Source organism: Streptomyces olivochromogenes (assembly GCF_001514115.1).
GTDB classification, from domain to species: domain Bacteria; phylum Actinomycetota; class Actinomycetes; order Streptomycetales; family Streptomycetaceae; genus Streptomyces; species Streptomyces olivochromogenes.
In genome coordinates this window covers 74,336-100,981 of sequence record NZ_KQ948466.1, presented here as the reverse complement: position 1 = coordinate 100,981, position 26,646 = coordinate 74,336, and the positions used below count along the sequence as shown (strand labels likewise).

The 26,646-nt window shown below is 71.6% G+C and carries 23 protein-coding genes and 1 pseudogene; 14 read left to right on the top strand and 10 right to left on the bottom strand.

The window, feature by feature from the left end:
- Nucleotides 1–42 precede the first annotated feature (42 nt).
- Entirely contained in the window at nt 43–1,572 is a 1,530-nt protein-coding gene (locus AQJ27_RS34770) for an MFS transporter (protein WP_067377450.1), read from the top strand.
- Between the two features lie 106 nt (nt 1,573–1,678).
- On the top strand, nt 1,679–2,107 hold the full coding sequence (locus AQJ27_RS34765) for a winged helix-turn-helix transcriptional regulator (RefSeq protein ID WP_079065458.1): 429 nt from the start codon (nt 1,679–1,681) through the stop codon (nt 2,105–2,107).
- A 6-nt stretch (nt 2,108–2,113) separates the two neighbouring features.
- Here the strand turns inward: AQJ27_RS34765 and AQJ27_RS34760 are convergent, their stop codons facing one another.
- The 3 genes from AQJ27_RS34760 to AQJ27_RS34750 all read right to left on the bottom strand — a co-directional run bounded on the left by AQJ27_RS34760 (nt 2,114) and on the right by AQJ27_RS34750 (nt 5,459).
- Entirely contained in the window at nt 2,114–3,055 is a 942-nt protein-coding gene (locus tag AQJ27_RS34760) for an SGNH/GDSL hydrolase family protein (protein ID WP_067377447.1), read from the bottom strand.
- Nucleotides 3,056–3,151: 96 nt separating this feature from the next.
- On the bottom strand, nt 3,152–4,378 hold the full coding sequence (locus tag AQJ27_RS34755) for a PP2C family protein-serine/threonine phosphatase (RefSeq protein WP_067377444.1): 1,227 nt from the start codon (nt 4,376–4,378) through the stop codon (nt 3,152–3,154).
- Nucleotides 4,379–4,442: 64 nt separating this feature from the next.
- The gene (locus AQJ27_RS34750) at nt 4,443–5,459 is read right to left on the bottom strand and encodes a zinc-binding alcohol dehydrogenase family protein (protein WP_067377890.1); all 1,017 of its coding nucleotides are present in this window, start codon (nt 5,457–5,459) and stop codon (nt 4,443–4,445) included.
- A gap of 145 nt (nt 5,460–5,604) precedes the next feature.
- On the opposite strand from AQJ27_RS34750, the gene AQJ27_RS34745 reads away from it, so the two are divergent.
- From AQJ27_RS34745 to AQJ27_RS34725, 5 genes are all read left to right on the top strand, one after another.
- Nucleotides 5,605–6,402, top strand: coding sequence for a VOC family protein (locus AQJ27_RS34745; protein ID WP_067377441.1), 798 nt, complete (start codon nt 5,605–5,607; stop codon nt 6,400–6,402).
- Nucleotides 6,403–6,578: 176 nt separating this feature from the next.
- Complete coding sequence (locus AQJ27_RS34740) at nt 6,579–7,634, top strand: ArsR/SmtB family transcription factor (protein ID WP_067377439.1); 1,056 nt, start codon at nt 6,579–6,581, stop codon at nt 7,632–7,634.
- Nucleotides 7,615–8,334 carry a ribonuclease H family protein gene (locus AQJ27_RS34735; RefSeq protein WP_067377436.1) on the top strand — a complete coding sequence of 240 codons (720 nt, stop codon included), beginning with the start codon at nt 7,615–7,617 and terminating at the stop codon, nt 8,332–8,334. The genes AQJ27_RS34740 and AQJ27_RS34735 overlap by 20 nt, the downstream gene beginning before the upstream one ends.
- Before the next feature lie 160 nt (nt 8,335–8,494).
- Complete coding sequence (locus tag AQJ27_RS34730) at nt 8,495–10,567, top strand: outer membrane protein assembly factor BamB family protein (RefSeq protein ID WP_235613692.1); 2,073 nt, start codon at nt 8,495–8,497, stop codon at nt 10,565–10,567.
- A 65-nt stretch (nt 10,568–10,632) separates the two neighbouring features.
- Nucleotides 10,633–11,598: a hypothetical protein gene (locus AQJ27_RS34725; protein WP_067377433.1), complete on the top strand. Its 966-nt coding sequence runs from the start codon at nt 10,633–10,635 to the stop codon at nt 11,596–11,598.
- 87 nt (nt 11,599–11,685) lie between these two features.
- Here the strand turns inward: AQJ27_RS34725 and melC2 are convergent, their stop codons facing one another.
- Together melC2 and melC1 are read right to left on the bottom strand one after the other, a co-directional pair.
- A complete protein-coding gene (melC2, locus tag AQJ27_RS34720) occupies nt 11,686–12,510 on the bottom strand; it encodes a tyrosinase MelC2 (protein WP_067377430.1) in 825 nt (274 codons plus the stop codon).
- A gap of 34 nt (nt 12,511–12,544) precedes the next feature.
- Nucleotides 12,545–12,934 carry an apotyrosinase chaperone MelC1 gene (gene melC1 / locus AQJ27_RS34715; protein ID WP_067377427.1) on the bottom strand — a complete coding sequence of 130 codons (390 nt, stop codon included), beginning with the start codon at nt 12,932–12,934 and terminating at the stop codon, nt 12,545–12,547.
- A 339-nt stretch (nt 12,935–13,273) separates the two neighbouring features.
- Between melC1 and AQJ27_RS34710 the strand changes: the two genes are divergently transcribed.
- From AQJ27_RS34710 to AQJ27_RS34700, 3 genes are all read left to right on the top strand, one after another.
- The gene (locus tag AQJ27_RS34710) at nt 13,274–14,476 is read left to right on the top strand and encodes an FAD-dependent monooxygenase (RefSeq protein ID WP_201264385.1); all 1,203 of its coding nucleotides are present in this window, start codon (nt 13,274–13,276) and stop codon (nt 14,474–14,476) included.
- A gap of 100 nt (nt 14,477–14,576) precedes the next feature.
- Entirely contained in the window at nt 14,577–16,022 is a 1,446-nt protein-coding gene (locus AQJ27_RS34705; protein ID WP_067377420.1) for an MFS transporter, read from the top strand.
- Entirely contained in the window at nt 16,019–16,618 is a 600-nt protein-coding gene (locus AQJ27_RS34700) for a TetR/AcrR family transcriptional regulator (RefSeq protein ID WP_067377884.1), read from the top strand. Before AQJ27_RS34705 ends, AQJ27_RS34700 begins: the two co-directional genes overlap by 4 nt.
- A gap of 39 nt (nt 16,619–16,657) precedes the next feature.
- On the opposite strand, the gene AQJ27_RS34695 is transcribed toward AQJ27_RS34700, so the two are convergent.
- Together AQJ27_RS34695 and AQJ27_RS34690 are read right to left on the bottom strand one after the other, a co-directional pair.
- Nucleotides 16,658–17,284 (bottom strand): alpha-ketoglutarate-dependent dioxygenase AlkB, encoded by a 627-nt coding sequence (locus AQJ27_RS34695; RefSeq protein WP_067377416.1) that lies wholly within the window; start codon nt 17,282–17,284, stop codon nt 16,658–16,660.
- A 43-nt stretch (nt 17,285–17,327) separates the two neighbouring features.
- Nucleotides 17,328–18,212, bottom strand: a pseudogene (locus AQJ27_RS34690) (aminoglycoside phosphotransferase family protein).
- Nucleotides 18,213–18,504: 292 nt separating this feature from the next.
- Here AQJ27_RS34690 and AQJ27_RS34685 point away from each other — a divergent pair.
- From AQJ27_RS34685 to AQJ27_RS34675, 3 genes are all read left to right on the top strand, one after another.
- Nucleotides 18,505–19,563, top strand: a complete 1,059-nt coding sequence (locus tag AQJ27_RS34685; protein ID WP_067377413.1) for a tetratricopeptide repeat protein — start codon at nt 18,505–18,507, stop codon at nt 19,561–19,563.
- Nucleotides 19,560–20,615, top strand: a complete 1,056-nt coding sequence (locus AQJ27_RS34680) for a polyprenyl synthetase family protein (protein WP_096240173.1) — start codon at nt 19,560–19,562, stop codon at nt 20,613–20,615. Before AQJ27_RS34685 ends, AQJ27_RS34680 begins: the two co-directional genes overlap by 4 nt.
- A gap of 201 nt (nt 20,616–20,816) precedes the next feature.
- Nucleotides 20,817–22,592: a M4 family metallopeptidase gene (locus tag AQJ27_RS34675; protein ID WP_067377411.1), complete on the top strand. Its 1,776-nt coding sequence runs from the start codon at nt 20,817–20,819 to the stop codon at nt 22,590–22,592.
- Nucleotides 22,593–22,710: 118 nt separating this feature from the next.
- On the opposite strand, the gene AQJ27_RS34670 is transcribed toward AQJ27_RS34675, so the two are convergent.
- Both AQJ27_RS34670 and AQJ27_RS34665 read right to left on the bottom strand, forming a co-directional pair.
- A complete protein-coding gene (locus AQJ27_RS34670; protein ID WP_067377408.1) occupies nt 22,711–23,388 on the bottom strand; it encodes an AIM24 family protein in 678 nt (225 codons plus the stop codon).
- A gap of 132 nt (nt 23,389–23,520) precedes the next feature.
- Nucleotides 23,521–24,084 carry an NAD(P)H-dependent oxidoreductase gene (locus tag AQJ27_RS34665; protein ID WP_067377405.1) on the bottom strand — a complete coding sequence of 188 codons (564 nt, stop codon included), beginning with the start codon at nt 24,082–24,084 and terminating at the stop codon, nt 23,521–23,523.
- A 128-nt stretch (nt 24,085–24,212) separates the two neighbouring features.
- On the opposite strand from AQJ27_RS34665, the gene AQJ27_RS34660 reads away from it, so the two are divergent.
- Nucleotides 24,213–24,872 (top strand): TetR/AcrR family transcriptional regulator, encoded by a 660-nt coding sequence (locus tag AQJ27_RS34660; RefSeq protein ID WP_067377878.1) that lies wholly within the window; start codon nt 24,213–24,215, stop codon nt 24,870–24,872.
- A 14-nt stretch (nt 24,873–24,886) separates the two neighbouring features.
- On the opposite strand, the gene AQJ27_RS34655 is transcribed toward AQJ27_RS34660, so the two are convergent.
- Entirely contained in the window at nt 24,887–26,083 is a 1,197-nt protein-coding gene (locus AQJ27_RS34655; protein ID WP_067377402.1) for a glycoside hydrolase family 64 protein, read from the bottom strand.
- Nucleotides 26,084–26,646 lie beyond the last annotated feature (563 nt).

Here is a 26,646-nt window from a genome sequence, read left to right as displayed (position 1 = left end):
GGGGAGCACTGTTTCCTGCGCACTCCCTGGAGTACTTGATTCATGTCTGCTGAGAGCGTGACCGCTGTTGCCCCCGCGGGGCCGGACACATCCGGCTCCTCGTCCGGAGGCAGGCATCTCGGCCTGGCTCTTTTCGTGATCGCCGCGGCCCAGTTGATGGTCGTCCTGGACGCCACGATCACGAATATCGCCCTGCCCGCCATCCAGACCGACCTGGGCGTGTCCGACGCGAACCTCGCCTGGATCGTCAACTCCTACGCGCTGGCCTTCGGCGGCCTGCTCCTGCTCGGCGGGAAGGCGGGTGACCTCTTCGGCCGGCGGAAGATGTTCCAGGTCGGCACAGCCGTCTTCACCCTCGCCTCCCTGCTGGGCGGACTCGCCCCGAACGAGAGCCTGTTGATCGGCGCGCGCGTCCTGCAGGGCGTCGGTGCCGCACTCGCCGCACCCAGCGCCCTGGCACTGATCACCACGACGTTCCCGGCCGGAAAGGCGCGCAACACCGCGATGGGCGTGTACGCGGCGATGGGCGGCGTCGGCGCCACCGTCGGCCTGCTGCTCGGCGGCGCGCTCACCGACGTCCTGGACTGGCGCTGGGTGTTCTTCGTCAACATCCCCATCGGCCTGGCCGTCCTCGCGGGCACCCGCACCCTGGTCGAGGCGGAGCGTCACCCCGGCCGCCTCGACGTCCCCGGCGCGATCACCGGCACCGGTGGCCTGATCGCCCTGGTCTACGGCATCACCCGGGGCGGCGAGCACGGCTGGACGGGCGGCGTCACCCTCGTCGTCTTCGCCGCCGCGGCCGTACTCCTGGCCGCCTTCCTGTACCTCCAGGCCCGTACCATCGACCCGATGATGCCGCTGCGCCTCTTCAAGGACCGCACCCGGTCGGGCAGTTACGCCACCATGCTGTTCATCGGCGCGGGCATGTTCGCCACGTTCTACTTCCTGACCCTCTACATGCAGCTGATCCTCGGCTACAGCCCCGTCAGGACCGGCTTCGCCTACCTGCCGTTCAGCTTCGGCATGGCGATGGCCGCGGGCGTCAGCTCCAAGCTGGTCACGCACCTCGCGCCGCGTCTGATCGCCGGCCCCGGCCTGCTGGTCGCGGCCGTGGGCATGTTGTGGTTCGCCACCCTGGAGCCGGACTCCTCCTACACCGCGCATCTGATGCCGGCGATGTTCGTGACGGCCCTGGGCCTGGGCATGAGCTTCGTCCCGATGACCCTCGGCGCGGTCAGTGGTGTCTCCCACCAGGACACCGGCGTCGCCTCCGCACTGCTCAACACCGCCCAGCAGATCGGCGGCGCGCTCGGCCTCGCCATCCTCTCGACGATCTCCACCTCCGCGGCCGACGACAAACTGCCCGAGGCGGCCGGCTCCCTCTACCGGGGCCTGGCCACCAAGGACTTCGCCCTGGTGGCGAAGGCGGGCGACGCGGTGACCCACGGCTACACGATGGCCTTCGTCGCCGCCGCGGCCATGTTCCTGGCCGGTCTGCTCGTCACCGGGTTCGCCATCAACGCGGGCAGGCAGCAGCACACCGAAGGCGCCGCCCCGGTCCACATGGGCTGACGCCCACCCCCGGCATCACCACGACGGACGGGCAGGGAAGACCGTGCCCGCCCCGCGGTCACGCGGCCGTGGGGCGGGCACGGTCCTCCCGCCGCTGGAGCGCACCATGACGAACCCATCCGCTCAAACGGACCCCCAGGACCCCGAACCCTCCCCGACCATCCGCGCCCTGACCCACGCCTTCGCCCTGCTCGGCAAGCGCTGGAACGGCCTGGTCCTCGCCGCACTCGCCCAGGGCCCCGCCGGATTCGGCGAGGTGCGCGAGCGCGTGCCCGGCATCAGCGACCGCATGCTCGCCGACCGCCTCCACGAACTGGCCGTCGCCGGACTCCTCAACCGGACCGTCGACCACGGTCCACCGCTGCGCTCCCTCCCCCACTCTCGGCTTCGCTCGAGCGGGGGGACCCCCATCGCCCTCACCCCGCACGGCAACGCCTTCCTTATCCCTCTCGCCGCCCTGGCGGTCTGGGCCGAGGAACACCTGCCGCCGCACCCCGACCGACCCCGCCACAAGACCCCGGCAGGGCAGCCCTGAGGACCGTCAGCCGACGTGATCCGCTATCACCCGGGTGATCTCGCGCGTGATCCGCGCGATGCCCGGGGAGCGGACCGGGCAGGGCTTCGGCGTGGACGTGGTCGACGCCAGGCAGAAGTGCAGATAGTCGTCGTCGCGGTGGAGGGCGGTGCGGTCGCGGCCCGGTTCGGTGCAGTACGACGGATGGTCGTGCTCGTACGCGGTGCACGGCAGGTACTGCGCCCATGTGTAGCGGGCCGTCGCGGGGCTCACCGTCCTCCCGGCGTCGGCGAGCAGGTCGTGGGAGGCCGCGGCCCGTACCTCGTAGAGCGCGTTCACGGTCCGGATCCGCTCCGGGGTGATCGGGTCCGGGCCCTGCGACACCCAGACGATCCGGGGCCGTCGCCCGCCGCCCGCGTCCGCGATCTGTTCCGTCAGCCGCTTCATGTCCGCCTCGTACCGCTTGAAGTACGTGGCCGGTTCCTTGTCGTACGTGATGCCGTCCATGCAGGGCGTGTAGCCCCAGGAGTTGCCCCAGAACTGGAGCACCACGAAGTCCGGCCGCAGCGAGCGCACCAGCGCGGCCGCCTTGTCCGCGGGCGGTACGAGGGATCGCTCCCCGGTCCCCTCCAGGTAGTCGCAGAGGGTGGTGCCGGAGTAGGGGGCGCTCGTGTAGCGGGCGTTCACCTCCTCCCGGAGCGACTGTCCGAGCACCTTCTGGCTCTCCATGGCGAGCGAGTCCCCGAGGTAGACAACGGTGGGCGCCTTCGCCGCCGCGTCAGCTGTCATGGGAGTCGTGGGAGTCGTGGGTGAGGCGGCGGGGCGCTGGCGGGTGGTCGTGGTCGGTGACGGAGCGGCCGTGGGCAACGCGGGATCCGGCGGCGACTGCTCCGGCCCCGACGCGGGATCCCCGCACGCGCCGAGCAGCAGCCCGGCCAACAGCACCCCCACGATCCACGGCCTCCGCATGAAGCAACTCCCGCCCCGCCCGCCGAAAGGGGTCCCCAGGCAAGCACAGCGGGGCAGAAGGGGGAAGACGTACGTCGGTCACGGCGGCGTCGGGCCTCAGGCCGGCGGACGGTGGCGGATGCGGGCTGCCAGCACCGCCACGTCGTCCTCCGCGTGCCGGGCGTCGAGCCCTGCGAGGACCCGGTCGAGGGCCGCGTCGACACTGGTCCCGGGAGGCAGCCGCAGCCCGGCCAGCCGGGCCAGCGAGGCGTCGATGTCCTCGCCGCGCCGCTCCACCAGACCGTCGGTGAACATCATCAGGGTGTCCTCGGGAGCGAGCGCGCGCGAGACCGCCTCGTAGCCGCCCACGCCGGTGCCCAGCGGCGGGCCGACCGTCAGTTGCAGGAGTTCCCCGGTGCCGTCCCCGGCGAACACGACCGGCGGCAGATGCCCGGCGCTGGCCAGCATGGCCGTGCCCCGGGCCGGGTCGACCTGGACGAGCAGAGCGGTCGCCGGACGCCGGGCGCTGTCCTCGGACACGGCCGCGTCCAGGCGGCGCAGCACGCGGTGCGGCGGCAGATCCGTCGAGGCGATGTAGCGCAGCATGGAGCGGTACGCGTTCATGTCCACCGCGGCGTCCAACCCGTGCCCCATGACGTCGCCCATCACCAGCAGGGTGCGCCCGAAGTGCAGCCGGACGGTCTCGAACCAGTCCCCGCCCACCAGGACGCTGCTGCCGGACGGGAGATAGCGGGTGGCGAGGTCGAGGTTGGGATGCGGGCGACCCGGTTCGGACAGCAGCGCCCGCTGCAGCGAGAGCACGGTGTCGCGTACGGCGTCGTGCTGCCGTGAGTGGCCGAGGTGGACGGCCGTGAGCCGTGCCGCGTAGTGCATGACGGCGGTGCCCCGGTCGCTGAAGGCCCGCCCCTGCCGGACGGCCAGCAGCACTCCGTACAGGTGGCCGTGTGCCAGCAGCGGCACCGTCATGACCTCCCGGGGGACCGTGCCGGACAGGTCGAGCGACGCCGTGATCGGAAGCCCCTCGTCGAGCGCCTGGACGGACAGCGGGCGGGCGCCCTGCGGGGTCCAGGGGGTGAGCAACTCGCTCCGGCCGCCCGTGGCGACACGGGTCAGGTTCGGCTCGTGCGAGTGCTGTGCGGCCGGGATGTCCGTGGGCAGCAGATCCACCGCGGCGGCGTCGCAGACCTCCCGGCACACGAACTCCGCGAGCTCCTCACAGGTGATCCGCTCGTCGAGGGTGGTGCCGATCGCCTCGACGGCGTCCTCCATCGCGGCGAACGGCGCCCCCGCCCCCGTAGCGTCGTCACCGCCTCGGCCCGTCATGCCACCTCCACCGTCGCACACACGTCTGGTTCCATCCACGCACGCGCGTCGCGGGCGCGCATGCTCACGTGCGCGCCGGAAAGTCGTTCACCAGCACGGCCGCCCCGTCGAAACGGCCGGCCTTGAGGTCCCGCAGGGCCCGCAGCGCCTCGGACAGCGGGTACGTGTGCGTCGTGGCACGCACGCCGTGGCGGGCCGCCAGCGCCAGGAAGTCCCGCCCGTCCCGGCGCGTGTTGGACGTGACGCTGCGCAGCTCCTTCTCGTAGAACAGGTCGCTCTCGTAGCGCAGCGGCGGGGTGTCGCTCAGATGGATCCCGGCGACCGACAGGATCCCGCCCCGGTCGAGGGCCCGCAACGCGACCGGGACCAGGTCGCCGACCGGAGCGAACAGGATCGCGCTGTCCAGCGGCTCGGGCGGCTCGTCGTACGCGCCCCGGGCGGACGCGGCCCCGAGTTCCAGCGCGAGCCGCCGGGCCGCCGGGTCACGCGTCAGTACGTGCACGGTGGCGCCCTGTGCGAGGGCCAGCTGCGCGCACAGGTGGGCGCTGCCGCCGAACCCGTACAGGCCGAGCCGCCCGGCGTCCGGCAGCGCGGCCCGCAGCAGCGCGCGGTATCCGATGATGCCCGCGCACAGCAGCGGCGCCAGCGCGACGTCGTCCACCTCGCCGGGCAGCCGGTAGGCGAAGGCCGCCGGGACGGTCGTGTACTCCGCGTAGCCGCCGTCGGCGTCCCAGCCCGTGTACTCGGAGGCCGGGCAGAGGTTCTCGGACCCGCGCGCGCAGTACCCGCACGTGCCGTCCGTACGCCGCAGCCAGGCGACGCCCACCCGGTCGCCGACCGCGTGGTCGAGCACGTCCTCGCCCGTCGCCGCGACCACGCCGACGACCTCGTGGCCGGGCGTCACGCGGGGCCGGCGCACCGGCAGGTCTCTCTCGCTGACGTGCAGGTCGGTGCGGCACACCCCGCACGCGCGCACATGGACGAGCAGCTCGTCGGCCCCCGGCACCGGGATCGGCCGCTCGACGAAACGCAGCGGCTCTCCCTCGACGGGCCCGGGCCGGACCACTTCCCACGCGTGCATCATCCCGTGTCCCCGTCCCGTCGACGACCACCCGAGCCCTCTCTCCAGTGTCGTCCAGGGCGTCCCGCTCGGCGCGCGGCCCGGACGGAGGCTGGCTAGCGTGAAACCGGAACGAATCGTAACGAAACGGGAAGAGTGGAACGCCATGGCCGTACAGCCCGAGGGAACGCCCTGCTGGGCGGACGCGATGTTCAGCGACGTCGAGGGAGCGAAGAGTTTCTACGGTGAGGTGCTCGGCTGGACGTTCGGCGAGTCGTCCTCGGAGTACGGCAACTACACCCAGGCCTACGCGAACGGCAAGGCGGTGGCCGCCGTCGTCCCGCCGATGCCCGGCCAGGAGGGCCAGTCCGCCTGGTGTCTGTACCTCGCGTCGCCCGACGCCGCCGCCACCGCCCAGAAGATCCGGGGCGACGGCGGCGAGGTGCTGATGGAGCCGATGCAGGTCGGCGACTTCGGCACGATGGCGATCGCCCGGGACCCGAGCGGGGTCGTCTTCGGCGTCTGGCAGCCCGGCCGGCACGAGGGCTTCGAGGCCCGGGGCGTGCCCGGCGCGTACTGCTGGGCCGAGGTCTTCACCCGTGAGCCCGAGAAGTCGGACGCCTTCTTCTCGGCCGTCTTCGGGTACCGCATGAAGCAGCTGGACGACGACGCCGTCGACTTCCGGCTGTACGACCTCGGCGAGGATCCCGTCCTCGGCCGGATGCGGATGACGGACGACTTCCCGCCCGAGGTCCCGTCGTACTTCAACGTGTACTTCACCGTCGAGGACTGCGACGCCGCGGTCGCGAAGGCCACCGAACGGGGCGCGATTCTCCGCTTCGGGCCGATGAGCAGCCCGTTCGGCCGCTTCGCCGCGCTGAGCGACCCACAGGGCGCGGCGTTCTCCGTGATCGACGTCAAGACGACCGAGGGCGCGATGCCCAAGGCGACCGACGTCTCCTGAACGGATCACGGATCCCCCGCGGACCGGCCCCCCGGAGAATGGCGGAATTCCTCCGGGGCGGACCGGGCCTTTTGCCTCCGGGGCAACCATGCGCATGCGGTACTCGTCCCCTCTTGTGGTTGCGGCACGTTCGAACGGCCGAACCCCCCACAAGGATTGCGAGCGAAAGAGACCTCATGCTCCGCATTCACTTCACTTCGGACGACCTGCAGAACATTCGAGTGGCCCGGCAGCCTGATCCCCTCTGGGAACTGATGTGCAGTGTCTGCCGTCTGGAAACCGGCCAGGGACCGCTGGAATTCGGACCTTGGCGTCGCTCGGCGCGGCAACGATTCTCCGGCGACTCGAACCTGGTCCGCGCGCTGCGCCCACTGCGCGCCCTGATTCCCGCCACCGGCTATATTCCGGACTTCCTCACCCCACCGGTCACCGGCGGCGGTCTTTCCGCCGGACTCGACCAACTGCTGCGCACACCGCGTGTGCAAATGGTCCGCGAACTGTCGCGGCTGGCCGAGTCGCGTCCGGTCCCGAACTGGGCCGCCTCGCTGGGCCGACCGGGCAGCGACGGGCTCAAGGTGCTGGCGAACTCCCTGGGCATCTACTTCCGCGGTCTCCTGGAACCGCACTGGCCGCACATCCGTACGGCGGTGGGCAACGATGTCGGGGTGCGCGCCCGAGCCCTCCTCGACGGCGGCACCCAGGCACTGCTGGAGAGCCTGCGCCCGGTCGCGCGCTGGAGTGCCCCGGTGCTCGAAGTGGACTATCCCGTCCAGCGCGACCTGTATCTGGAGGGCCGCGGACTTCTCCTGCTGCCCTCCTACTTCTGCTGGCGCAGACCGACCGCGCTGGCGGACCCCGGTCTGGATCCCGTGCTCGTGTACCCGGTGGCGAAGACTCCGCTCGCCGTCGCGGACGGTACCGACGGCGGGGTCGAGCGCCTGCTCGGCCGCACCAGGGCCGCCGTACTGACCGAGGTCGCCGGACAGAGTGCCCGCACCACCTCCGAGGTGGCCGAGGCCGTGGGGATCGCGCTGCCCAGCGCCAGCTACCAGATCGGCGTGCTGCGCGAGGGAGGACTGGTCGCCAGCCACCGTGACGGCAAGTACGTCCTGCACACGGCGACGCTGCTGGGTCTGCGGCTGCTCGGCACCAGCCCCCGGATGCGGGAGAGCGTGCTTCGGCCCGTGCGGGGAGCCGCCGCCGGACCGTGGCATGATCGGGGACATGCTTGAACGTGTGGTGGCCGCCTGTGACGGGGCTTCGAAGGGAAACCCGGGACCGGCCGGATGGGCGTGGGTCGTGGCCGACGGCGCGGAGACGCCGACCCGCTGGGAGGCGGGAGCGCTGGGCACGGCGACGAACAACGTCGCCGAACTCACCGCGCTGGAGCGCCTGTTGACAGCGATCGCGCCGGACGTCCCGCTGGAGATCCGGATGGACTCCCAGTACGCCATGAAGGCCGTCACGACCTGGCTGCCCGGCTGGAAGCGCAAGGGCTGGAAGACGGCCGCCGGAAAGCCGGTCGCCAACCAGGAGCTGGTCGCGCGCATCGACGAACTCCTCGACGGCCGCACCGTGGAGTTCCGCTACGTCCCCGCCCACCAGGTCGACGGCGACCGGCTGAACGACTTCGCCGACCGCGCCGCGAGCCAGGCCGCCATCGCCCAGCAGCCGGCCGGCAGCGACCTCGGCTCCCCGGAGCCCCCGCCGTCCCCCGACACCCCGGCCCCCTCCGGCGCCGGCCGGCGACGCACCACGGCCACCGCCTCCGCCAAGACACCCCGGCAGGGCACGTCGGCCCGCACGATCAAGGCCAAGTTCCCGGGCCGCTGCGTCTGTGGCCGCTCCTACGCGGCGGGCGAGCCCATCGCCAAGAACGGCCAGGGCTGGGGGCACCCCGAGTGCCGTACGGCCGAGCCCAGCAACGCCTAGTACTCACCCTGCCTCGGTCTCCTTCGGGGGCTGTCCGCCGAACACTCGGCGGACAGCCCCCGAAGTGCGTGGCGGACACTGGTGCGAAGACGGGGCGCGTCGGGGAGGATGTGGGATCTTCGGCACCGGCCGGGGGCGTGGGGGCCTTGCAGGGGGTTGCGTGGAGGCGTTCGAGGCGCTGGAGGCGGGGGACCCGCGTCAGGTGGGGCGCTACCGGATCGTGGCGCGGCTCGGCGCGGGCGGGATGGGGCGCGTCTACCTGGGGCGTTCGCCAGGAGGGCGGGCGGTCGCGGTCAAGGTGGTGCGTCCGGAACTGGCGGACGACGGTGACTTCCGGCGCCGGTTCACCCGGGAGGTCGCCGCGGCCCGGCGGGTGAACGGCGTGTTCACCGCGGGTGTCGTCGACGCCGATCCGGACGGGTCGCCCGCGTGGCTGGCGACCGCGTACGTGCCCGGGGTCCCGCTGGGTGATGCCGTGGCGGCGCACGGGCCCTGGCCCGAGGGCCCGGTGCTGGCGCTCGGCGCGGGACTTGCCGAGGCCCTGGAGGCGATCCACGCGGCCGAGGTGGTCCACCGGGACCTCAAGCCGTCGAACATCCTGCTCGCCCCGGACGGACCGCGGGTGATCGACTTCGGGATCTCGGTGACCGGGGAGGCCAGCGCGCTGACCCGGACCGGCGTGGTGGTGGGCACGCCGGGGTTCATGTCTCCCGAGCAGCTGACCGGCAAGCCGGTCGGGCCGGCCAGTGATGTCTTCTCCCTGGGTGCGGTCCTGGCCTTCACCGCCACCGGGGCCGGGCCGTTCGGGACCGGTTCGGCGCACGCCCTGAGCTTCCGTGTCGTCTACGAGGAACCCGACCTGCGCCGACTCCCGTCCGACGTACGGGACTTGGTGGCGGAGTGCCTCGCCAAGGAGCCCGGCGCACGGCCCACCGTGCCCACGTTGCTGGACCGGCTGGCCCGAGCGACCGGCGGCGTACCGGCCGTCAACTCCGCCCCGTCGCAGGCCGGTTGGCTGCCCGAGCCGGTGACCGTCGCCGTATACACCCGCAGAGCCACGCAGCCCTCGCCCGAGCCGTCGGCGCGGGTGGTGCCGCCCCGGACGGGGGAGAGGCCCGACGGTGACCGGCCGCCGTCCGTCGATGCCGCGGGTGGGCCGGTGGGGCCGTCGCGCCGACGGGCCCTGCTCGGCGTGGGGGCCGGTGTCGCGGGTCTCGGGTTCGGCGGCTGGAGCATCTACGACAACAGGTCCTCCGCCACGCGAAGACGCGAGGCCGGGCCAGGCGAGCGGCGCTGGCGGTTCCAGGTCGGTGGCCTGGTGTACGCGTCGCCGGCCGTGGCGGACGGTCTGGTGTACATCAGCAGCAGCCGCAACCTGTGCGCGGTGGACGCCTCCACCGGCGAACAGCGCTGGAAGCGCCCCAGGACCGGTGTCGGGTATTCGTCACCGGTCGCCGCCCGGGGGACCGTCCTCCTCAGCGGCGTCGACGAGAACCTGTACGCACTGGACGGCGCCACCGGCAAGGAACAGTGGAGGTTCCACCTCGGCAGCGTCGGTTCCCAGTCGCCCACCGAGGCCGGTGGGGTCGTCTATATCGGCGGTGAGAACGGCAACCTGCACGCCGTGGACATCGCCGACGGCAGCGAGACGTGGCACTTCTTCGCCGGTGGCGTGGTGTCCTCGTCTGCGACGGTGGCGGACGCGGTGGTCTACTTCGGCAGCTACCACAGCCTGTTCGCGGTGGACGAGGCCACCGGTGAGCGACGGTGGAAGACCACCACCGACGGCAGCGTGTTCACCCGCCCCGCCGTGGTCGACGGCGTGGTCTACGCCGGTTCCGAGGGCGGCACGCTCCTCGCGGTGGACGCCGTGACGGGCGAGCGGCGATGGAAGACAGCGGTCGGCGGTGTCGTGTCCTCGTCGCTGACCGTGTCCGACGGGGTCGTCTACGCCGGGAGTGACGACGGCAACCTGTATGCGGTGGAGGCCGCCACGGGCAAGCAACGATGGAAGTTCCCCATCGGCCGACGCGCGCTCTCCTCGCCGACCGTGTCCGACGGGGTGGTGTACGTCGGCGGTGGCGACCGCCACCTGTACGCGGTGAACACCCCGACCGGCAGACAGCGGTGGAAGTTCGCCACCGGCGGCGCCGTGTACTCCACGCCCGCCGTGTCCGACGGGGTGGTGTACGTCGGCAGCGAGGACGGCTACCTGTACGCGGTGACACGGTAGCGACGGACTCGGGTGGGCGATGGGGGACGGGGGATGGGGGATGAAGCATGGGGGGTGGGGACGAAATGGGGCACGAAGAACTACTGACCGCGGACGTCGAGGCCCGCGTGCTCGCCGAAGCCGACCGATGGCTGCGGGCGGGGCTGAGTACCGAACCCTGCGACCGGCCGAGGGCCGAGGCCTCGGTCGCCGCCGTGTATCGCGCCCATGGTCTGCCGGTTCCGCGGACCGTCGTATGGATGGACTCCCCGCTGGGCGGCGCGCCGGCGTCCTGGGTACTGCGCCACGGGCGCGAGGACCGGCTCGACGGGACACTGTTCACCGACCTCGCCGCCGGTCCGCCGCTGCGGCTCTCGCCGGAGTTCGCGCGGCGGGCGGAGGAACGGATGCGCGACCAACTCCCGGCGGCGGGTGACGGCCGGCCGCCGGCCGGTCGCGCGAGAAGGCCGTTGACGGGCACCTTCTGGGACACCTCCGAAGCGAGGACACGACTGGTACGGGCCCTGGGCGAGCCCCTGTACGACACGCTCGGCCTGCACTGGGAGCGCGGTGAGTCCGGCGCCTACGAACTGGAGGAGGAGATGAGCCGGGTCCTTTCCCGGTCGACGGACCCCGCGCCGGGGCGCTTCGGCGGGCTGGTGCGGCGCCGCCTTCAGGACAGGCTCCGCGGTCCGGTGCCGGGGCACATCGTTCGGCCCGTCCGCGTCATGGACGTGATCACCCCGCCACCGCCGCCGAGCCGGGAGGAGATCTACTTCCGGCAGGAGTTCGGCGGCAGGCTGGACAGCTGGTCCGCCGCAGGGGAGTTGATCCACTGGCGCAGCATGCTCGCCGCCGCCGGGCTGCCCGGCTCGCCCGCCCTGGAAGCCCTGCAGGAGGCCTTGTACCAGGTGGGCGCCTGGTGGCCGCTGGAGGACGCCGTCGTCCTCACCGAGCGCCCCGTCGTCCTGCTGCACCAGGACGGGACGGACACCACCGCGCCGCACGTACGGATCGGGTACGCGGACGGCTGGCAGGTGGAGGACGTCTAGTGGAGGACGTCTAGACGAGCGGCGTGAGGCCCCGCCGGCCCCTCCCGATGAGGAGGGGCCAGCGGGGCCGGACCTGTGAACGCGCGGTCAGACGGTGTCGAAGGTGTAGAACGCGGTGTGGTCCAGCAGGTCCACCGGTTTCACGTCGTTCCACGGCTTCATGGTCTCGTCGAGGTCCACGACGTCGGGGGTGCCGGAGAGCGGCAGATAGCCGGAGGCGGGGTGGCGGCGCTGCCAGTCGGCCCAGAGCTTGTCTATGTAGGCGTGGTGCAGCCAGAAGACGGGGTCGTTGGGGGAGACACCGGTGGCCATCTGGCCGCCGACCCAGACGTGCACCCGGTTGTGGAGGTTGACGCCGCGCCACCCTTCGAGGTGATTGCGGAAACCGTCCGAGGAACTGTTCCAGGGCGCCATGTCGTACGTCGCCATGCCGAGCACGGAGTCCACCTCCGCGCGGGTCGGCAGCTCACGGACCCCGCTGCCGAGGGATCGCCGCAGATACGTACGGCCGTCGACACGTACGCTGATCGGCCAGTTGCCCGCGGAGGCCGCGAAGGGGCCGTCCATCACCCGGCCGTCCAGGCTGCGCCCGGTGCCGCCGAGGAAGTCGGGGGCCCACAGGGTGGAACGGGGCGAACGGTCGGTGCTCCAGTCCCAGTACGGGAGGGCGACGGAGGCGTCCACGGACTGCAGTGCCCGCTCGAACTCCAGCAGGAATCTGCGGTGCCAGGGCAGGAAGGAGGGCGAACGGTGGCCCGTCCGTTCGCCGTTGTCCGTGTCGCCGAGGATGAACGCGTTGTGCGTGGTGACGAAGGCGTCGTACCGGCCACTGCGCTTCAGCTGGAGGAGCGCGTCGACGAAACGCCGCTTCTCGTCGGCGGTCAGGTTCGCCTGGTTCTTGCGTACGGTCATGTGCGGGACTCCACGGTGTGCTGACGGGGCTGGGTCACTGCTGGGGCATGGGCATGGGCATGCCGAGGGGGACGAGCGGTGCCCCCTGGAGTTCCACGACCGCGGCGCGGGCGGCGGCGCGCGGGGTGGGCACCGGGTCGTAGTGGCTGACGACGCTGATCCAGCTGCCGTCGGCGTTCTGCATCACGTGCAGCTCGACCCCGTCGATGAACACGGCGTACCCGGCGCCGTGTTCGTGATGGTGACCGCCGCCGTCGGCGGCGCGGCCCGTGATGCGTCGGCCCCGGTAGACCTCGTCGAAGGCCTCGGGCCCGCCGTGGTGTCCGGTGTCCGCGGCCCGGGCCGCGGCGACGGTCTGGGTGCCGGCCGCGGCGGCGAGGACGGCCGCGGCCCCGAGGGCACGGCGACGGGTGAGTTCCGGCATGCGGAGACCTCCTGCGATCAAGCTCGGTAGATGACCCGATATGCCTATCGGTTCGTCGGAGAGCGGGAGAAATCGCCGGATGTCGGTTGGCCGCGATCAGGACAATTAAGTAAATGTCGTGCAAGGTTGAACGAAGATGATCTTGCTGTGCGGGTGTCCGTGATCGGCCGGAAGGCGGAATTCCTCCGGTGGGCGAACGCTCCGCCGATGATCTTCCCGGGCCGGCCGGTGGCGGGTGGCGCGGCTCACGCCCGCAAGCTGGCGCGAACCGCGGGGGTCGCACCTGCCTGCTACTCTACGTGATCAATTGACCGCTTTGTGTGACGAATTGGAGTGCGCGTGAAGATCGCGTGCGTCGGTGGCGGACCCGCGAACCTGTACTTCTCGATCCTGATGAAGCGCCAGGACCCGTCCCACGACATCGCCGTCTACGAACGGAACCCGGCCGGATCGACCTACGGCTGGGGAGTGACGTACTGGGCGGGCCTGCTCGACAAACTCCACGAGAGCGATCCCGAGTCCGCGCGCGCCGTCCGTGACCACTCGGTGTGCTGGAGCGACGGAGTCGCCCACGTCGGCGACCGGACGACGGTCCACCACGGTGACGAGGGGTTCGGCATCGGCCGTCGGCACCTGCTCGACCTCCTCGCGCAGCGGGCCCGATCCCTGGGCGTACGCGTCGAGTTCGAGCACGAGGTCACCGCGGACCGGCTGCCCGAGGCCGATCTCGTCGTCGCCGGCGACGGAGTCAACAGCGCGCTGCGCGCCCGTCACGCCGACCACTTCGGCAGTGACATCACTCTGGGCCGCAACCTGTACATCTGGCTCGGCACCACCAAGGTCCTCGACTCCTTCACCTTCGCCTTCGTGGAGACGGATCACGGCTGGATCTGGTGCTACGCCTACGGATTCAGCGCCCGACAGAGCACGTGCGTCGTCGAGTGCGCCCCGGAGACCTGGACCGGTCTCGGGCTCGACCGGGCGAGCGAGGCCGACGGCCTGGCGCTGCTGGAGAAGCTCTTCGTCGACCTCCTCGGGGGACACGGACTGATCGGTCGGGCGCACGCCGACGGCAGCGCGCAGTGGCTGAACTTCCGCACCCTGACCAACCGCACCTGGAGCCGCGGCAACCTCGTCCTGCTCGGCGACGCCGCCCACACCACGCACTACTCGATCGGAGCGGGCACCACCCTCGCCCTGGAGGACGCCATCTCCCTGGCCGGAGCCCTGGGCGGACACCAGGAACTGTCCGCCGCCCTCGCCCACTACGAACAGGAGCGCAGGGCGGCGCTGCTGTCGGTGCAGAGCGCCGCCCGGCACAGCGCCCAGTGGTACGAGAACCTGCCGCGTTACATCCGTCTTCCCCCGGCGCAGATGTTCGCCCTGCTCGGCCAGCGGCACTCACCACTGCTCCCGTACATCCCGCCGCAGCTGTACTACCGGATCGACCGCGCGGCCGGACAACTGGAGGCACTGCGCCGGTTCAAGCGCTGGCTGGGTCCGCGCGTGGCGCGCACGGTGCAGGCCCGCTCGCGCCGGTAGCACCCCCCCCGAAGTAGGGCGCCCATTGGGTGAATAGCAATTCACCGGCTAAGGTGAATTGCTATTCACCCCCTTCTTCGCGCCGACTTCTGGAGAGTTCATGGTGGCACTGCGTGACCGACTGACGGTCCCGGTCCTCGCGCTCGGCGGGAGTCTCATGGCCGTCATGCAGGTGGTGGTGGTGCCGCTGCTGCCCGACCTGCCGCGGCTGACGGGTGCGTCGGCGGGTGCCGTGTCCTGGATGGTGACGGCGACGCTGCTGACCGGCGCGGTGCTCAACCCCGTGCTGGGCCGCGCCGGCGACATGTACGGCAAGAAGAAGGTGCTGCTGATCGCCCTCGGGATGATGACGGTCGGCTCGCTCATGTGCGCCCTCACGTCCGACATCCGCATACTCATCGCGGCCCGCGCCCTGCAAGGGGCCGCGGCCGCCGTCGTACCGTTGTCGATCAGTCTTCTGCGGGACGAACTGCCGCCCGAGCGCACGGGTTCCGCGGTGGCGCTGATGAGCTCCACCGTCGGGATCGGCGCCGCCCTCGGCCTGCCGATCGCCGCGATGGTGGTGCAGTACGCGAGCTGGCACGTCATGTTCTGGGGGACGACCGCGGTCGGCGCCCTCGGGACGGCGCTGGCCTGGTGGGCGGTGCGCGAGTCGCCCGTCCGCGAGCCGGGCCGCTTCGACATGACCGGCGCGCTGGGCCTGGCCCTGGGGCTCTCCTGTCTGCTGCTGGGGGTGTCACAGGGCGGTCAGTGGGGCTGGACCAGCCCCCGGATCCTCGGCCTGTTCATCGGGAGCGTCTGCGTCCTCGGCCTGTGGTGGGCGCAGCAACTGCGCGCCGCACGCCCCCTGGTCGACCTGAAACTGGCGACCAGCCCCCGCGTCGCCCTGCCTCATATCGCGGCGCTCCTGACCGGCTTCGCCTTCTACGCCAACTCCCTGGTGACGGCGCAGCTGGTGCAGGCGCCCAAGGCGACCGGCTACGGCCTCGAGCTGTCCATCGTGGCGACGGGCCTGGTCCTGCTGCCCGGCGGAGTGATCATGCTGCTGCTGTCGCCGGTCTCGGCGCGGATCTCGGCGGCCCGCGGCGCCAGGGTGACGCTGGCCCTCGGCACCCTGGTCATCGCCGCCGGCTACGGCATACGCATCATCAACAGCCACAGCCTGCTGGTGATCCTGCTGGGCTCAGCGGTCTGCGCGATGGGAACGGCGTTCTCCTACTCGGCGCTGCCCACCCTCATCCTGCGCGCCGTGCCCGCCGGACAGACCGCGTCCGCGAACGGCGTCAACGTGCTGATGCGCACCGTCGGCCAGGCCGTGAGCAGCGCCGCCGTCGCCGCCATCCTGGTCCACCACACCAGCCTCGTCGGCGGTGCCCCGATCCCCACGCTGCACGGATATCTGCTGGCCTTCGCCATGGCGGGTACGGTCGCACTGGTGGCCTGTGCCGCCGCCCTCGTCATACCCGCCGACCCCACCCTCCGCGACACCCGACGGGCCTCCAGCAGTGCGGACGCACCCCGGGACGAGGCATTCGAAGGAGCCTGAGCACCGTGTCCACTCCGCCCCCCGGCCTCAGCGCGACCCCGATCGCCCCACCGCGGCGCGACGCCGAGGCCACGAAGGCGGCCATCCTCCGCGCGGCCCGCCATCTGATGGCCCGGCACGCCCACGCGGACATCACGCTCAAGGCGATCGCCGACCGCGCGGGGGTGAGCGCCCCGCTGATCCTCAAGTACTTCGGGAACAAGGACGCGCTCTTCGGGCGCGTGATGTCCTTCGAGGCGGATGCCGCCGCCCTCCTGGACGCACCCCTGGACCGACTCGGCCCCCACATGGTCCGCCAGGTGCTCGTCGGCCAGACCGAGCGCGGAGCCGACCCCGTGCTGCGGATCATCTTCGCCCCGCGCCAGGGCGACCAGGGCGACATCATGCGCGCCAACTTCCGCACCCAGGTCAGCGACCGCCTCACCCTGCGGCTGAGCGGCCCCGACGCGGACCTGCGCGCCGAACTCGCCGTCGGCACACTGCTCGGGCTCGGCGCGATGTACGGCATCGCCCGCGGCACCCGGCTGCGCGCCACCCCGATCGAGGACATCGTCGACCGGTACGGCCCCACGGTCCAGGCACTCCTGACGCCGTGAGGCGAAGGGCGCTGCCGGACCGGAACACCCGCCCGCGTCTCAGTTCACGCCGTCCGGACGGAACTGGACGCTGATCCGCGGCCCCGCCGCCCGCGCCGTCTTGGGAATGGCGTGCTCCCAGGTGCGCTGGCAGGAGCCGCCCATCACGATCAGGTCGCCGTGTCCGAGCGGGCGCCGTACGGTCTCCCCGCCGCGGCGCGGGCGCAGCAACAGGTCGCGCGGAGCGCCCACGGAGAGGATCGCGACCATGGTGTCCTCCCGTGCGCCCCGCCCGATCCGGTCCCCGTGCCAGGCCACGCTGTCGCGGCCGTCCCGGTAGTAGCACAGGCCCGCGGTGGTGAACGGTTCGCCCAGCTCACGGGCGTAGTGCGCGGACAGCGCCTGTCGTGCCTCGTCGAGGACCGGGTGCGGCAGCGCGTCGCCCGCCCGGTAGTACGCGAGCAGCCTCGGTACGTCCACCACGTGCTCGTACATCTGCCGTCGCTCCGCCCGCCACGGCACCTCGTCGACGAGGCGTGCGAACAGGGCGTCGGCGCCGCTGAGCCATCCGGGCAGCAGGTCGATCCAGGCCCCGTCGCCCAGGACCGTCCGGTGCGTCGCGTTCAACTGACTGAGGTGGAGCTCGTCGGTCTGGTCGAACAGCGAGCCCTGGAGGTGCGTGGACATGCCTCCAGCGTACTCCGTATTCGAATATGCGTTCCATTGTGTCTCAGGACCTGGCGTCGGCCTCCGTGAGGACCGCGTGGATGACGTGCTCGGCGTTGGCGGCGATCACCGGATTGGTGACGCGGTAGTACGGGAGCTGGATGAGTGCCATGGACAGGGCCCAGCCGCGCCCTCGCGCCCAGGTGGCGTCGTCGGCGCCCGCCGCCTGCCGGAAGGTGTCCCGCGCCTCGGCGGGGAGCAGGTTCCAGGCCGGGATGAGATCGCAGGCCGGGTCGCCGACGCCGACGGTGCCGAAGTCCAGCACGGCGTCGAGCCGGCCCCCGCGGGTGAGCAGATTGCCGGGCATCAGGTCGGAGTGGACCCATAGGGGCGGACCGGTCCACGCGGGCGCGGCGAGCGCCGCCTCCCAGGCGGCGGTGGCGGCGGAGGTGTCGACCGTGCCGCGCAGCTCGTCGAGCGCGGCGCGCGTCATGGCATCGGCGGTGGACAGGGGTACACCCCGGTAGGCGGTCGGACCGTCGGGCAGCCGGACCCGGCGCAGCGCGGCCACGAAGGCGCCGACGTCGGCGGCCAGGAGCAGCGGATCGGTGAGACGGCCGGCGCGCGGGGGTTCGCCGTCGAGCCAGCGCTGCACCATCCAGGGCCACGGGTAGCCCTCGCCGGGTGTGCCGGTGGCGAGGATCTCGGGGACGGCGGCCGGGAGCAGTGGGGCGAGCCGCGCCACCCAGTGCGCTTCCTTGGCCACGTCCTCGGCGCCCCCTTCGATCCGGGGGAGACGTACGGCCAGGTCGTCGCCGAGCCGGTACAGGGCGTTGACGGTACCCGCCGACGGGAAGCGCTTCAGCGGCAGCTCGGCCCACCGTGGGAACTACGCGGCCAGCAGTCGTCGCACGAGCGAGGCGTCGATCGGGAACTCGCCGGGACGCATCGGGCCCTCGGGGATCGTTTGCGCTTCTGTCTCTGTGTCTGACACGGGGCCCAACTATGCCCGGGGCGAAGGAGGTTCGCGCTTCTTTTTCGCGACAGGCAACCTGGCGCACGCCGTCGCCGTCTTGATCGACAACGGGTGGGCGGCGAGACGACCGCGGTACGGCAGGGATTCCCGAGTGGAAATCCAGCACACTATACTCTCCATGTATACAAGGCGTGTATACGTGAGATGTATAGCCGAGCCGTCGGGTGCCGCCGATCCGTGCACGTGAGCCGATCGAAAGGGATCCATGTACGGCAAGGCTTTCGCCCCGGAGTACCAGGGCGCTTTGACGACCCTATCCGTGAACTCCTCGCTGACCGATGTCCTGGCGGCGGGTACCGAGCAGCTGCGCGCCGCCGAGCGCGTGGGCGCCCGTGCCGAGGCGGCCCGTTCGGGCCTGGCGGTCGCCGAGGCGCACCGCAGGCTCGGGCAGGTGGCCGACGCCGACCGGGCGTGGAAGGCGAGCTACCGCACCGCCCGCGAGGCCCGGGACACCGGCGCGATGGCGTGGGCGCTGTGGAGCGGCGGCACCCTGGCCCGCCAGCGCGGGGCGTTCCCGCTGGCCTGGCGGCTGCTGCGACTGGCCGCCGAACTCGGCAAGCAGTCCGGGGACGTCGTCGTACGCGGCTACTCCCTGGCGGGCATGGCGGAGACCGGCCGTATCCAGGGCGACTACGCCGCCGTGACCGCTTTGCACGAACAACTGCTGGCCGAGGCCCGTAAGCGCGGCGAGGCCCGCCACACCGTGTGGGCCCTGGAGGGCATCGCACAGATACACCGCAACACCGGCGCCTACGACACCGCGTACGCCATGTTCGAGGAAGCCGCCGAGATCGCCGCGCGCGCCGAGGACCGGCGCGGCCACGCCTGGGCTCTGCGCGGCCTCGCGGACATCGTCTCCGTACGCGACCGGGACCCGGACCGCGCGCTGGCACTGCTGAGCGAGGCGGAGGTGTCCTGCCGGGCGATGAACCTGTCCGGGGCGCTCGCCTACAACCACAAGATGCGCGGCAACGTCCTCTACCGGGCCGGGCGTTATGAGCGGGCCCGGGACCTCTACGTGCAGGCACTGGCGGAGTTCGAGGCGATGAGCGAGCCGCGCGGCCGGGCGCTGTCCCGGCTCGGGCTGGTCAAGTCCCTGGCCAGGCTCGGCCGCGACCGCGCCGAGACCGCCGCCGAACTCACCGAACTGGCCAGCGTGTTGGAGGGCATCGGGCTGCGACACGCCCGGGAGATGGTCGAGCGGGCACGGACGGAACTCGGCCTCACCCCGGCGGAGGGCGCGGACACGGAGGCGGCCCGATGACCTCTCCCCGTACGGCCCTGACGGCGCCGCCCGCCGCCCCGGAGATCCTGGAGCGCTGCCGCGAACTGGTCGCCCCGGCCCTCGCGGAGGCGATCGACGGGCTGCACCCCTGGGTGGCGGAGATGGCCGGCTACGCGTTGGGCCGCTGTGAGGTCGGCGGCGCCCCAGCGACCCACCGCCAGGGCAAGGGCGTACGACAGGCACTCGCCGTGCTCGGGGCCGAGGCGGCCGGAGGTTCCGCCGAGGCGGGCGTGCCGGGCGCGGTGGCGGTGGAACTGCTGCACACCTTCTCGCTCCTGCACGACGACATCATGGACGGCGACGCGCTGCGCCGCGGCCGCCCCGCCGTGTGGAAGGCATATGGCACCGGCCCCGCCGTCCTCACGGGCGACGCGCTCTTCGCCCTTGCCGTCGAGACCCTCACCGCGGCGCCCGCGACCTCCCACGCCGCGGCGGCCGTGCGGCGGTTGACGCGGGCCTCGCGCGACCTGGTCCGCGGTCAGGCCGACGACCTGCTGTTCGCCCACCGCCCGTGGACCGGCCCCGACGCGGTGAGCGCGGGGGAGTACGAGGCGATGGCGGAGCACAAGACCGGTGCCCTGCTCGGCTGCGCGCTGGCCCTCGGGGCCGGGCTTGCGGGCGCGCCGCGGGAGACCGCCGCCGCCCTGGACCGCGCCGGACGGCATCTCGGGGTGGCCTTCCAGATCGCCGACGACCTGCTCGGCATCTGGGGCGATCCGGCCGTCACCGGGAAACCGGTGCACGGTGATCTGCGGCACGGGAAGAAGACCCTCCCTGTTCTCGCCGCCCTGGCCGCGCCGGGCGGCTCCCCGCTCGCCGAACTCCTCACCTCCACCGCCGTCCTCGACGACGGCGCCGTACGCCGGGCGGCGACCCTGGTCGAGCGGGCCGGCGGCCGCTCGGCGGCCCTGGGCGCGGCGCGCCGGCATCTCACCGCCGCGGACACCCTGCTGGCGGGAGCCTCCCTGGCCCCGCGTCCCGCCGCGGACCTGCGGACGCTCCTCTCCTCGCTCGCCCACCGCACCATCTGACACCTGCGCGCCTCCGGCTCCCCCGCTGTGGGCCGGAGGCGCTGCGACCTCGATCACATGTGCGGGTTGGTGGACCTCGTCGGGCAACCACCGCCCCCCTCCTCGCATCTGTCGGGAGGGCCCGACAGCCTCCACGGCGTTCAACGACGCCGTGCCTCAAGGCGGTTGGCGATGCCGGCCGCCCCTGTTCGAAGGAACTCAGTGCGTAGACCCCACATACGCCGCGTGGCGATCGCCGTCGCGGTGACGACGGCGGCCACGCTTCCGGCGGGCCACGCCCTCGCGGCGCCCGACTCGCCCGTCCGTGCCGCGACTTCGGCCTCCTCGCCGGTGGAGGCCGCCCGGGCCGCCGCGTTCGCCCACGCCCCGGCCACCGGTGTTGGTCCGGGTGACACCCTGCGGGCCACGGACGTCATGACGGACCCGGACGGCACGCAGCACGTCCGCTTCGTCCGCAGCCACCAGGGGCTCCCGGTGCTCGGCGGCGACCTCGTCGTCCACCTCGGCAAGCAGTCCGCCTACCTGGGCGTGACCCGGGCCGCCGACCACACCGTCAAGCCGGCCACGACCGAGGCGAAGCTGACGCCCCAGCAGGCCGAACAGAAGGCCGCCGCGGTCGCCCAGGGTGACGCGGGCAGCGCCGAACTCGTCGTCGACGCCCGCGACGGTGCCGCCGCCCTCGCCTACCAGGTGCGCGTGACCGACAGCGACACCACCGAGGCCGGTGGCTCCCGCACGGTCGTCGTGGACGCGCAGAGCGGCCGGATCCGCAGCAACACTCCCGACAGCGACGAGTTCTTCTCGCCGCACCTGGAGAAGACGCTGCGCGAGAAGGGTGAGACGGCGAGCCCGGTGACGGGCGTGGCCACGCAGCCGGCCGGCCTCCTCGCCGCGACGACGGCCGCCCGCTACCCGGTCAAGGCCACCGGCAGCGGCGCCTCCCTCTTCGCCGGCAAGGTGACGCTGACCACGACCCGGACCGCGCGCACCAGCTTCCTCCTCAAGGACCCCACCCGGTGGAACACCGAGACCCGGGACGCCAAGGGCGCGGAACTGGAAGCCTTCTCGCGCGGCACGAAGTTCACCAGCACCACCAACAAGTGGGGCACCGGCACCACCGCCAACCGGACCACCACCGCGGTCGACGCCCAGTACGGCATCACCCAGACGCTGGACTTCTACAAGAAGACCTTCGGCCGCAAGGGCATCAAGAACAACAGCACCGGCGCCCGCGCGATGGTCCACTTCGGCCGCAAGGTCGGCAACGCCTTCTGGGACTCGACGTGCGGCTGCATGCTCTACGGTGACGGTGACGGCGACATGTTCAAGAAGCCGCTGGTCGTCCTGGACGTCACCGGCCACGAGCTGACCCACGGCGTCGTCGACGCCACCGCCGCCCTCGAGCCCACCCGGGTGGACGCGGACGGCAACCAGTACGGCGAGCCGGGCGCACTCAACGAGTCACTCGCCGACATCTTCGGGTCCAACGTCGAGTTCTCGGCCAACAACCCGAAGAACCCGCCCAACTACCTCATGGGCGAGAAGCTGGGCCTCGCCCAGAAGTTCCTGCGCCGCCTCGACCACCCCTCCCTGGACAAGCTGGAGGGCACCATCGACTACTGGTCGCCCGCGGCGTACGACACCGAGGTGCACGCCGGTTCCGGCGTCTCCTCGCACGCGTACTACCTGCTCGCCGAGGGCAGTGGCCGCAAGACGGTCGGCGGTGTGAAGTACGACTCGCCGACGTACGACGGCTCGCGGGTGACCGGCATCGGGCGTGCCAAGGCGACCGCGATCTTCTACCGCGCGCTGACCCGCTACATGGTCTCCACGACCGACTTCCACGACGCGCGGACCGCGACCCTCGAGGCCGCCGCCGACATGTACGGGGCGACCAGCGCCGAGTACCGGGCGGTGGACGCGGCGTGGGCCGCCGTGAATGTCACCACCGCCAACACCCCGGCCGCCGGACGCTGACGGACGGCACGTGAAGGACTGCACGAGCAGGACGGCACGTGAAGGACTGCACGAGCAGGACGGCGCCAGAAGAAGGGGCCCCGCCAGTGGCGGGGCCTCTTTCGCCGTTCCCCCGGCGTCAGTGCTGCTGTGCCTTCTGCGGAGTCGCCTCACTCGGCCGTACGACGACCAGGCCGTCGCCCTCCAGCTTCAGCTGCACGGCCTCGCCCGAGCCGCCGCGGATCATCGAACCGATCGACTGCGAGCGGTGCAGCGAGGTGTGGAGCTGCGCGGTCCAGCCGACGACCGCGTCCGTGTCGACGTACACCGGCTGCTGCGGCGAGACGGGTATCACCAGCGGGTTGCCCTCGCAGATCAGCCCCAGTCTGCCGTGACCGCTGAAGACGCTGTTGAAGATGCCGCCGCCGGTGACGCCCGCGCCCTTCACGGTCTTTATCTCGTACGACAGCGTGGAGTCGAAGCACAGGACGTTGCGCCCGTTCACGGTGAACAGGTCGCCCGGCTCGATGTCGATGATGAAACAGTTCTGCGCCTCGTGCGCGAACCAGGCCTCGCCCTGCCCGCGCACCGTCATCAGTGGCAGTCCCTCGCCGGTGACCGCCCGCTTGAGCATGCCGCCCACGCCCTGGCCCTTGCGCTCGAACTGCAGATTCCCCCGGTAGGCGATCATCGCCCCCTGGCGCGCGAGCATGTCGCCGTTGACGGCGTACTTGATCGACTTGGCGTTCTGGATGGTCATGCCCGGCGTGACGGCGGGCTGCACCATGTGGTCACTGGAAAAGAGATCACCCTTCATGCGGGCATCTTGGCCCGGAGGGTTTGGTTCCGCCAAGATCGCCGACATCAGGGGACGGCTGGGGGCCGTCGGCGACTGCCGGGAACGCGCGAAGGGCCGGTCCGGCGCACCGGACCGGCCCTGGGGGAGTCGTCAGGAGGCGCTGGCGGTGCCGACCTGGGTGTGCAGGCGGGCGACGACCTCGGTGAGCTGGGCGGCGACCTCGGCGTCGTCGACCGGGTGGGTCTCGGCGAAACGGGTCACGGAGCCGGGAACGGAGAGCTTGACGTCCTCGAGGACGGTGGCACCCGCGATGCCCAGGGCCTTGCGGGCCTCGTCCTGCGCCCAGACGCCACCGAACTGACCGAACGCGGTGCCGACCACGGCGGCGGCCTTACCGGTGAAGGCGCTGGCACCGTACGGACGCGACAGCCAGTCGATGGCGTTCTTCAGGACGGCCGTGATCGTGCCGTTGTACTCCGGCGAGAAGAGCAGGAAGGCGTCGGCGCGGCCCGCGGCCTCGCGCAGGGCGATGGCGGCGGCCGGCACCTTGCCCTCGACGTCGAGGTCCTCGTTGTAGAACGGGACCTCGGCGAGTCCCTCGAACAGCTCGATCTCCGCGCCCTCGGGGGCGAGCTTGATGGCCGCCTCCGCGAGCTGGCGGTTGTGGGAGCCGGCGCGAAGGCTGCCGACGAGCGCGAGGATGCGTACGGACATGGGGAACTCCCGGGGACGAAACATTGCGGCAATAAAGCGGACCGAGGTCCGCTTGCTGGTCTGTTTAATGTTGTAGCAGCTAAACGGACCAGGGTCCAGTTGTCCCCGTCTGCCGTTACGCTGTGTTCATGTCCACCCCACTTCCGCCCTTCCCGAGGGGGCAGGAACCCTCGGGAGCCCCGGTTCCGCTGGAGCTGACCGTCGGGCCCGCCGCGCCGCAGCTCCGCGCCGATGCCGCACGCAACCGCGCCCGGCTGCTGGAGGCCGCCACCCGTCTGGTGGAGGAGCACGGGGTCGCCAATGTGACCATGGAGGCCGTCGCCGTCGCGGCCTCGGTGGGCAAGGGGACCGTCTTCCGGCGCTTCGGTGACCGCACCGGCCTGCTGATGGCCCTGCTCGACCACACCGAGCAGCAGTTCCAGGCCGCCTTTCTCAGCGGCCCGCCACCTCTCGGCCCCGGCGCGTCACCGGCGGACCGCCTGCACGCCTTCGGCTGCCGGGTCCTGCGCGAGATCCACGACCGGCTCGACCTGTACATCGCCGCCGAGCCGGACGCCTCCCGCCGCTTCAGCTCCGCCCCGTACCGCGTCCGCTTCACCCACGTCGCCATGCTCCTGCGCGAGGCCGTGCCCGACGCGGACGGCGTTCTCCTCGCCCAGACCCTCATGGGCTACCTGGAACCCGCCCTGATCCACCACCTGACGCGGCAGTGCGGGATGCCCCTCGAACGCCTGGAGTCCGGCTGGCACGACCTCGTGAAGCGGACCACCTGCCCGGTGTCCGACTAGCCTTTGGGCATCCGTCAGTTGAACGGGTCCAGGGTGACGTAGGCCTGTTGGGGGTTGCCGTCGTGGACCAGGGACTCGTAGTTGCCGACGTCGTCGAAGGCGAACGCGTAGGCCTTGCCGTCGGCCATCTGCGCGTGGATCTTGCGGGCGTACTGGTTGGTCACCGTGTCCTGGTAGAAGCTCGCCGAGCTCGTGTCCGGCTGGTTGGGGTTGGTGAGAAGGGTCGAGCGGTTGAAGCCCGCGCACAGGGTCCGTGAAATGGGGCCGCGTACCAGGTCGTTGGGGGCGTCCAGCCGCTTGTAGCAACCGAAGATGCTGTCCGAGTCGGGCTTCTGGAAGCTGGTGACGACCGCTCCGGCGCTGTTGGTGAAGTTCATGACGTCACCGGAGACCCGCCCGAAGTACTTCGTGTTCGGCTGATCGGTGAACGGCGTCACCGTCAGCGTCGACGAACTGTACTTCTGCCACACGCGGTTGACGTAGTCGTCCATGACGGTGCCCGGCAGCGCGCCCGCCTCGATGCCGTGGCCGGGAGCCAGCGCCCGCAGGACGGTGCCGTCGGAGCGGGTCTGGATCAGATTGGCCCAGCCACCCGGCTGACCGCGCAGGGCGTTGAAGAACCCGGTGTAGCCGCCCGTTTTGAGGTGGCCGGTGTTCTTTGTGCTCCCGTCGGCGAGCTGGACCCCGACGGCGTAGGGGGCCGAGAACATGTCGACCTGGGTGCTGTTGATCCACAGCCCGGAGTCGTTGAGCGTGTACTCGGACCAGTTGAAGAGGATGTTGCGGTTGGGGTCGCTCGGGTTCTGCACGGCCGGCTGCACCAGGCCGCCGGTGGTCAGGCGGAAGTCGAGTTTCTGGCCGTAGGAGAAGTAGATCCGGCCGGAGAACTTGGGCATCCGGATCGTCATCGACTGGCCGTTGGCCGGTCCCGTGATCGAGGCGTCGGGCGCGGGCGTCGGCGGATTGCCGCCGGCGGGCCAGGCGTGGAACGTGCCGTTCGCGTCGGCCCAGCCCTGCTGGCCCGTCGAGAGGAGTGTTCCGAGGTCGTAGATGTAAACGGGTTCGCTGCGGCCTGAGTTGTTCGTGAACTTCAGGGGGATCGTGGTCGGGACGGCCGCGTTCGCGTCGGAGGGGGCGCCGAACGTGAGAAGCGCCGTGGTGGCGGTGGCCGCAGCCACCGCCAGGGCATGCCATTTCAGCCTTCTGGGCACTCGCTCTCTCCTTGGGTGGGGGGATTCCAACGAGGTGGATTCCGGCGGAGTGGAGCCGTCCGGTTCTCGTTGAGAGCGCTCTCAGAATTGCGGCGGGTGACGTGCGTGTCAACGATTCGGACAGAATTGGTCTGGTCCAACTGGGCCTGGGGCGGCGGCACATGGTGGTGTTCACGGCGGATCCGACGGGTGGCCGGCGGGAGTGGTCACCCATACCGGTGGGAGCGCGCTGAGCTGCTGCTCGATGGTCGCGCGGCCATCGTCGCCCACTCCGTCGGACTCCCGCCGGTGCAGCTGAAGCCGCGGGGCCCGGTGAGTTGCCCTGCGGTCGCGTACCTGGAGCGGGTGTCCGTGAGGTGTGGTTGGCGTCCCCCTGGGCAGGAACGCCCCAGGGGGAGGGGTGCGTCTCGTGGTGATCGGCTCGGGCTGGAGCGTGACGTGGGAGTGCTGGCGTCTGTGACCAGGTCTGATTCAGACACTTGTTGACCTTTTGCTGACGCTGCTGACAAAAAGTCAGATAATCCGGCAGTGCCCGCGTGCACGCCGGGCCTGGCCTTGTGTGG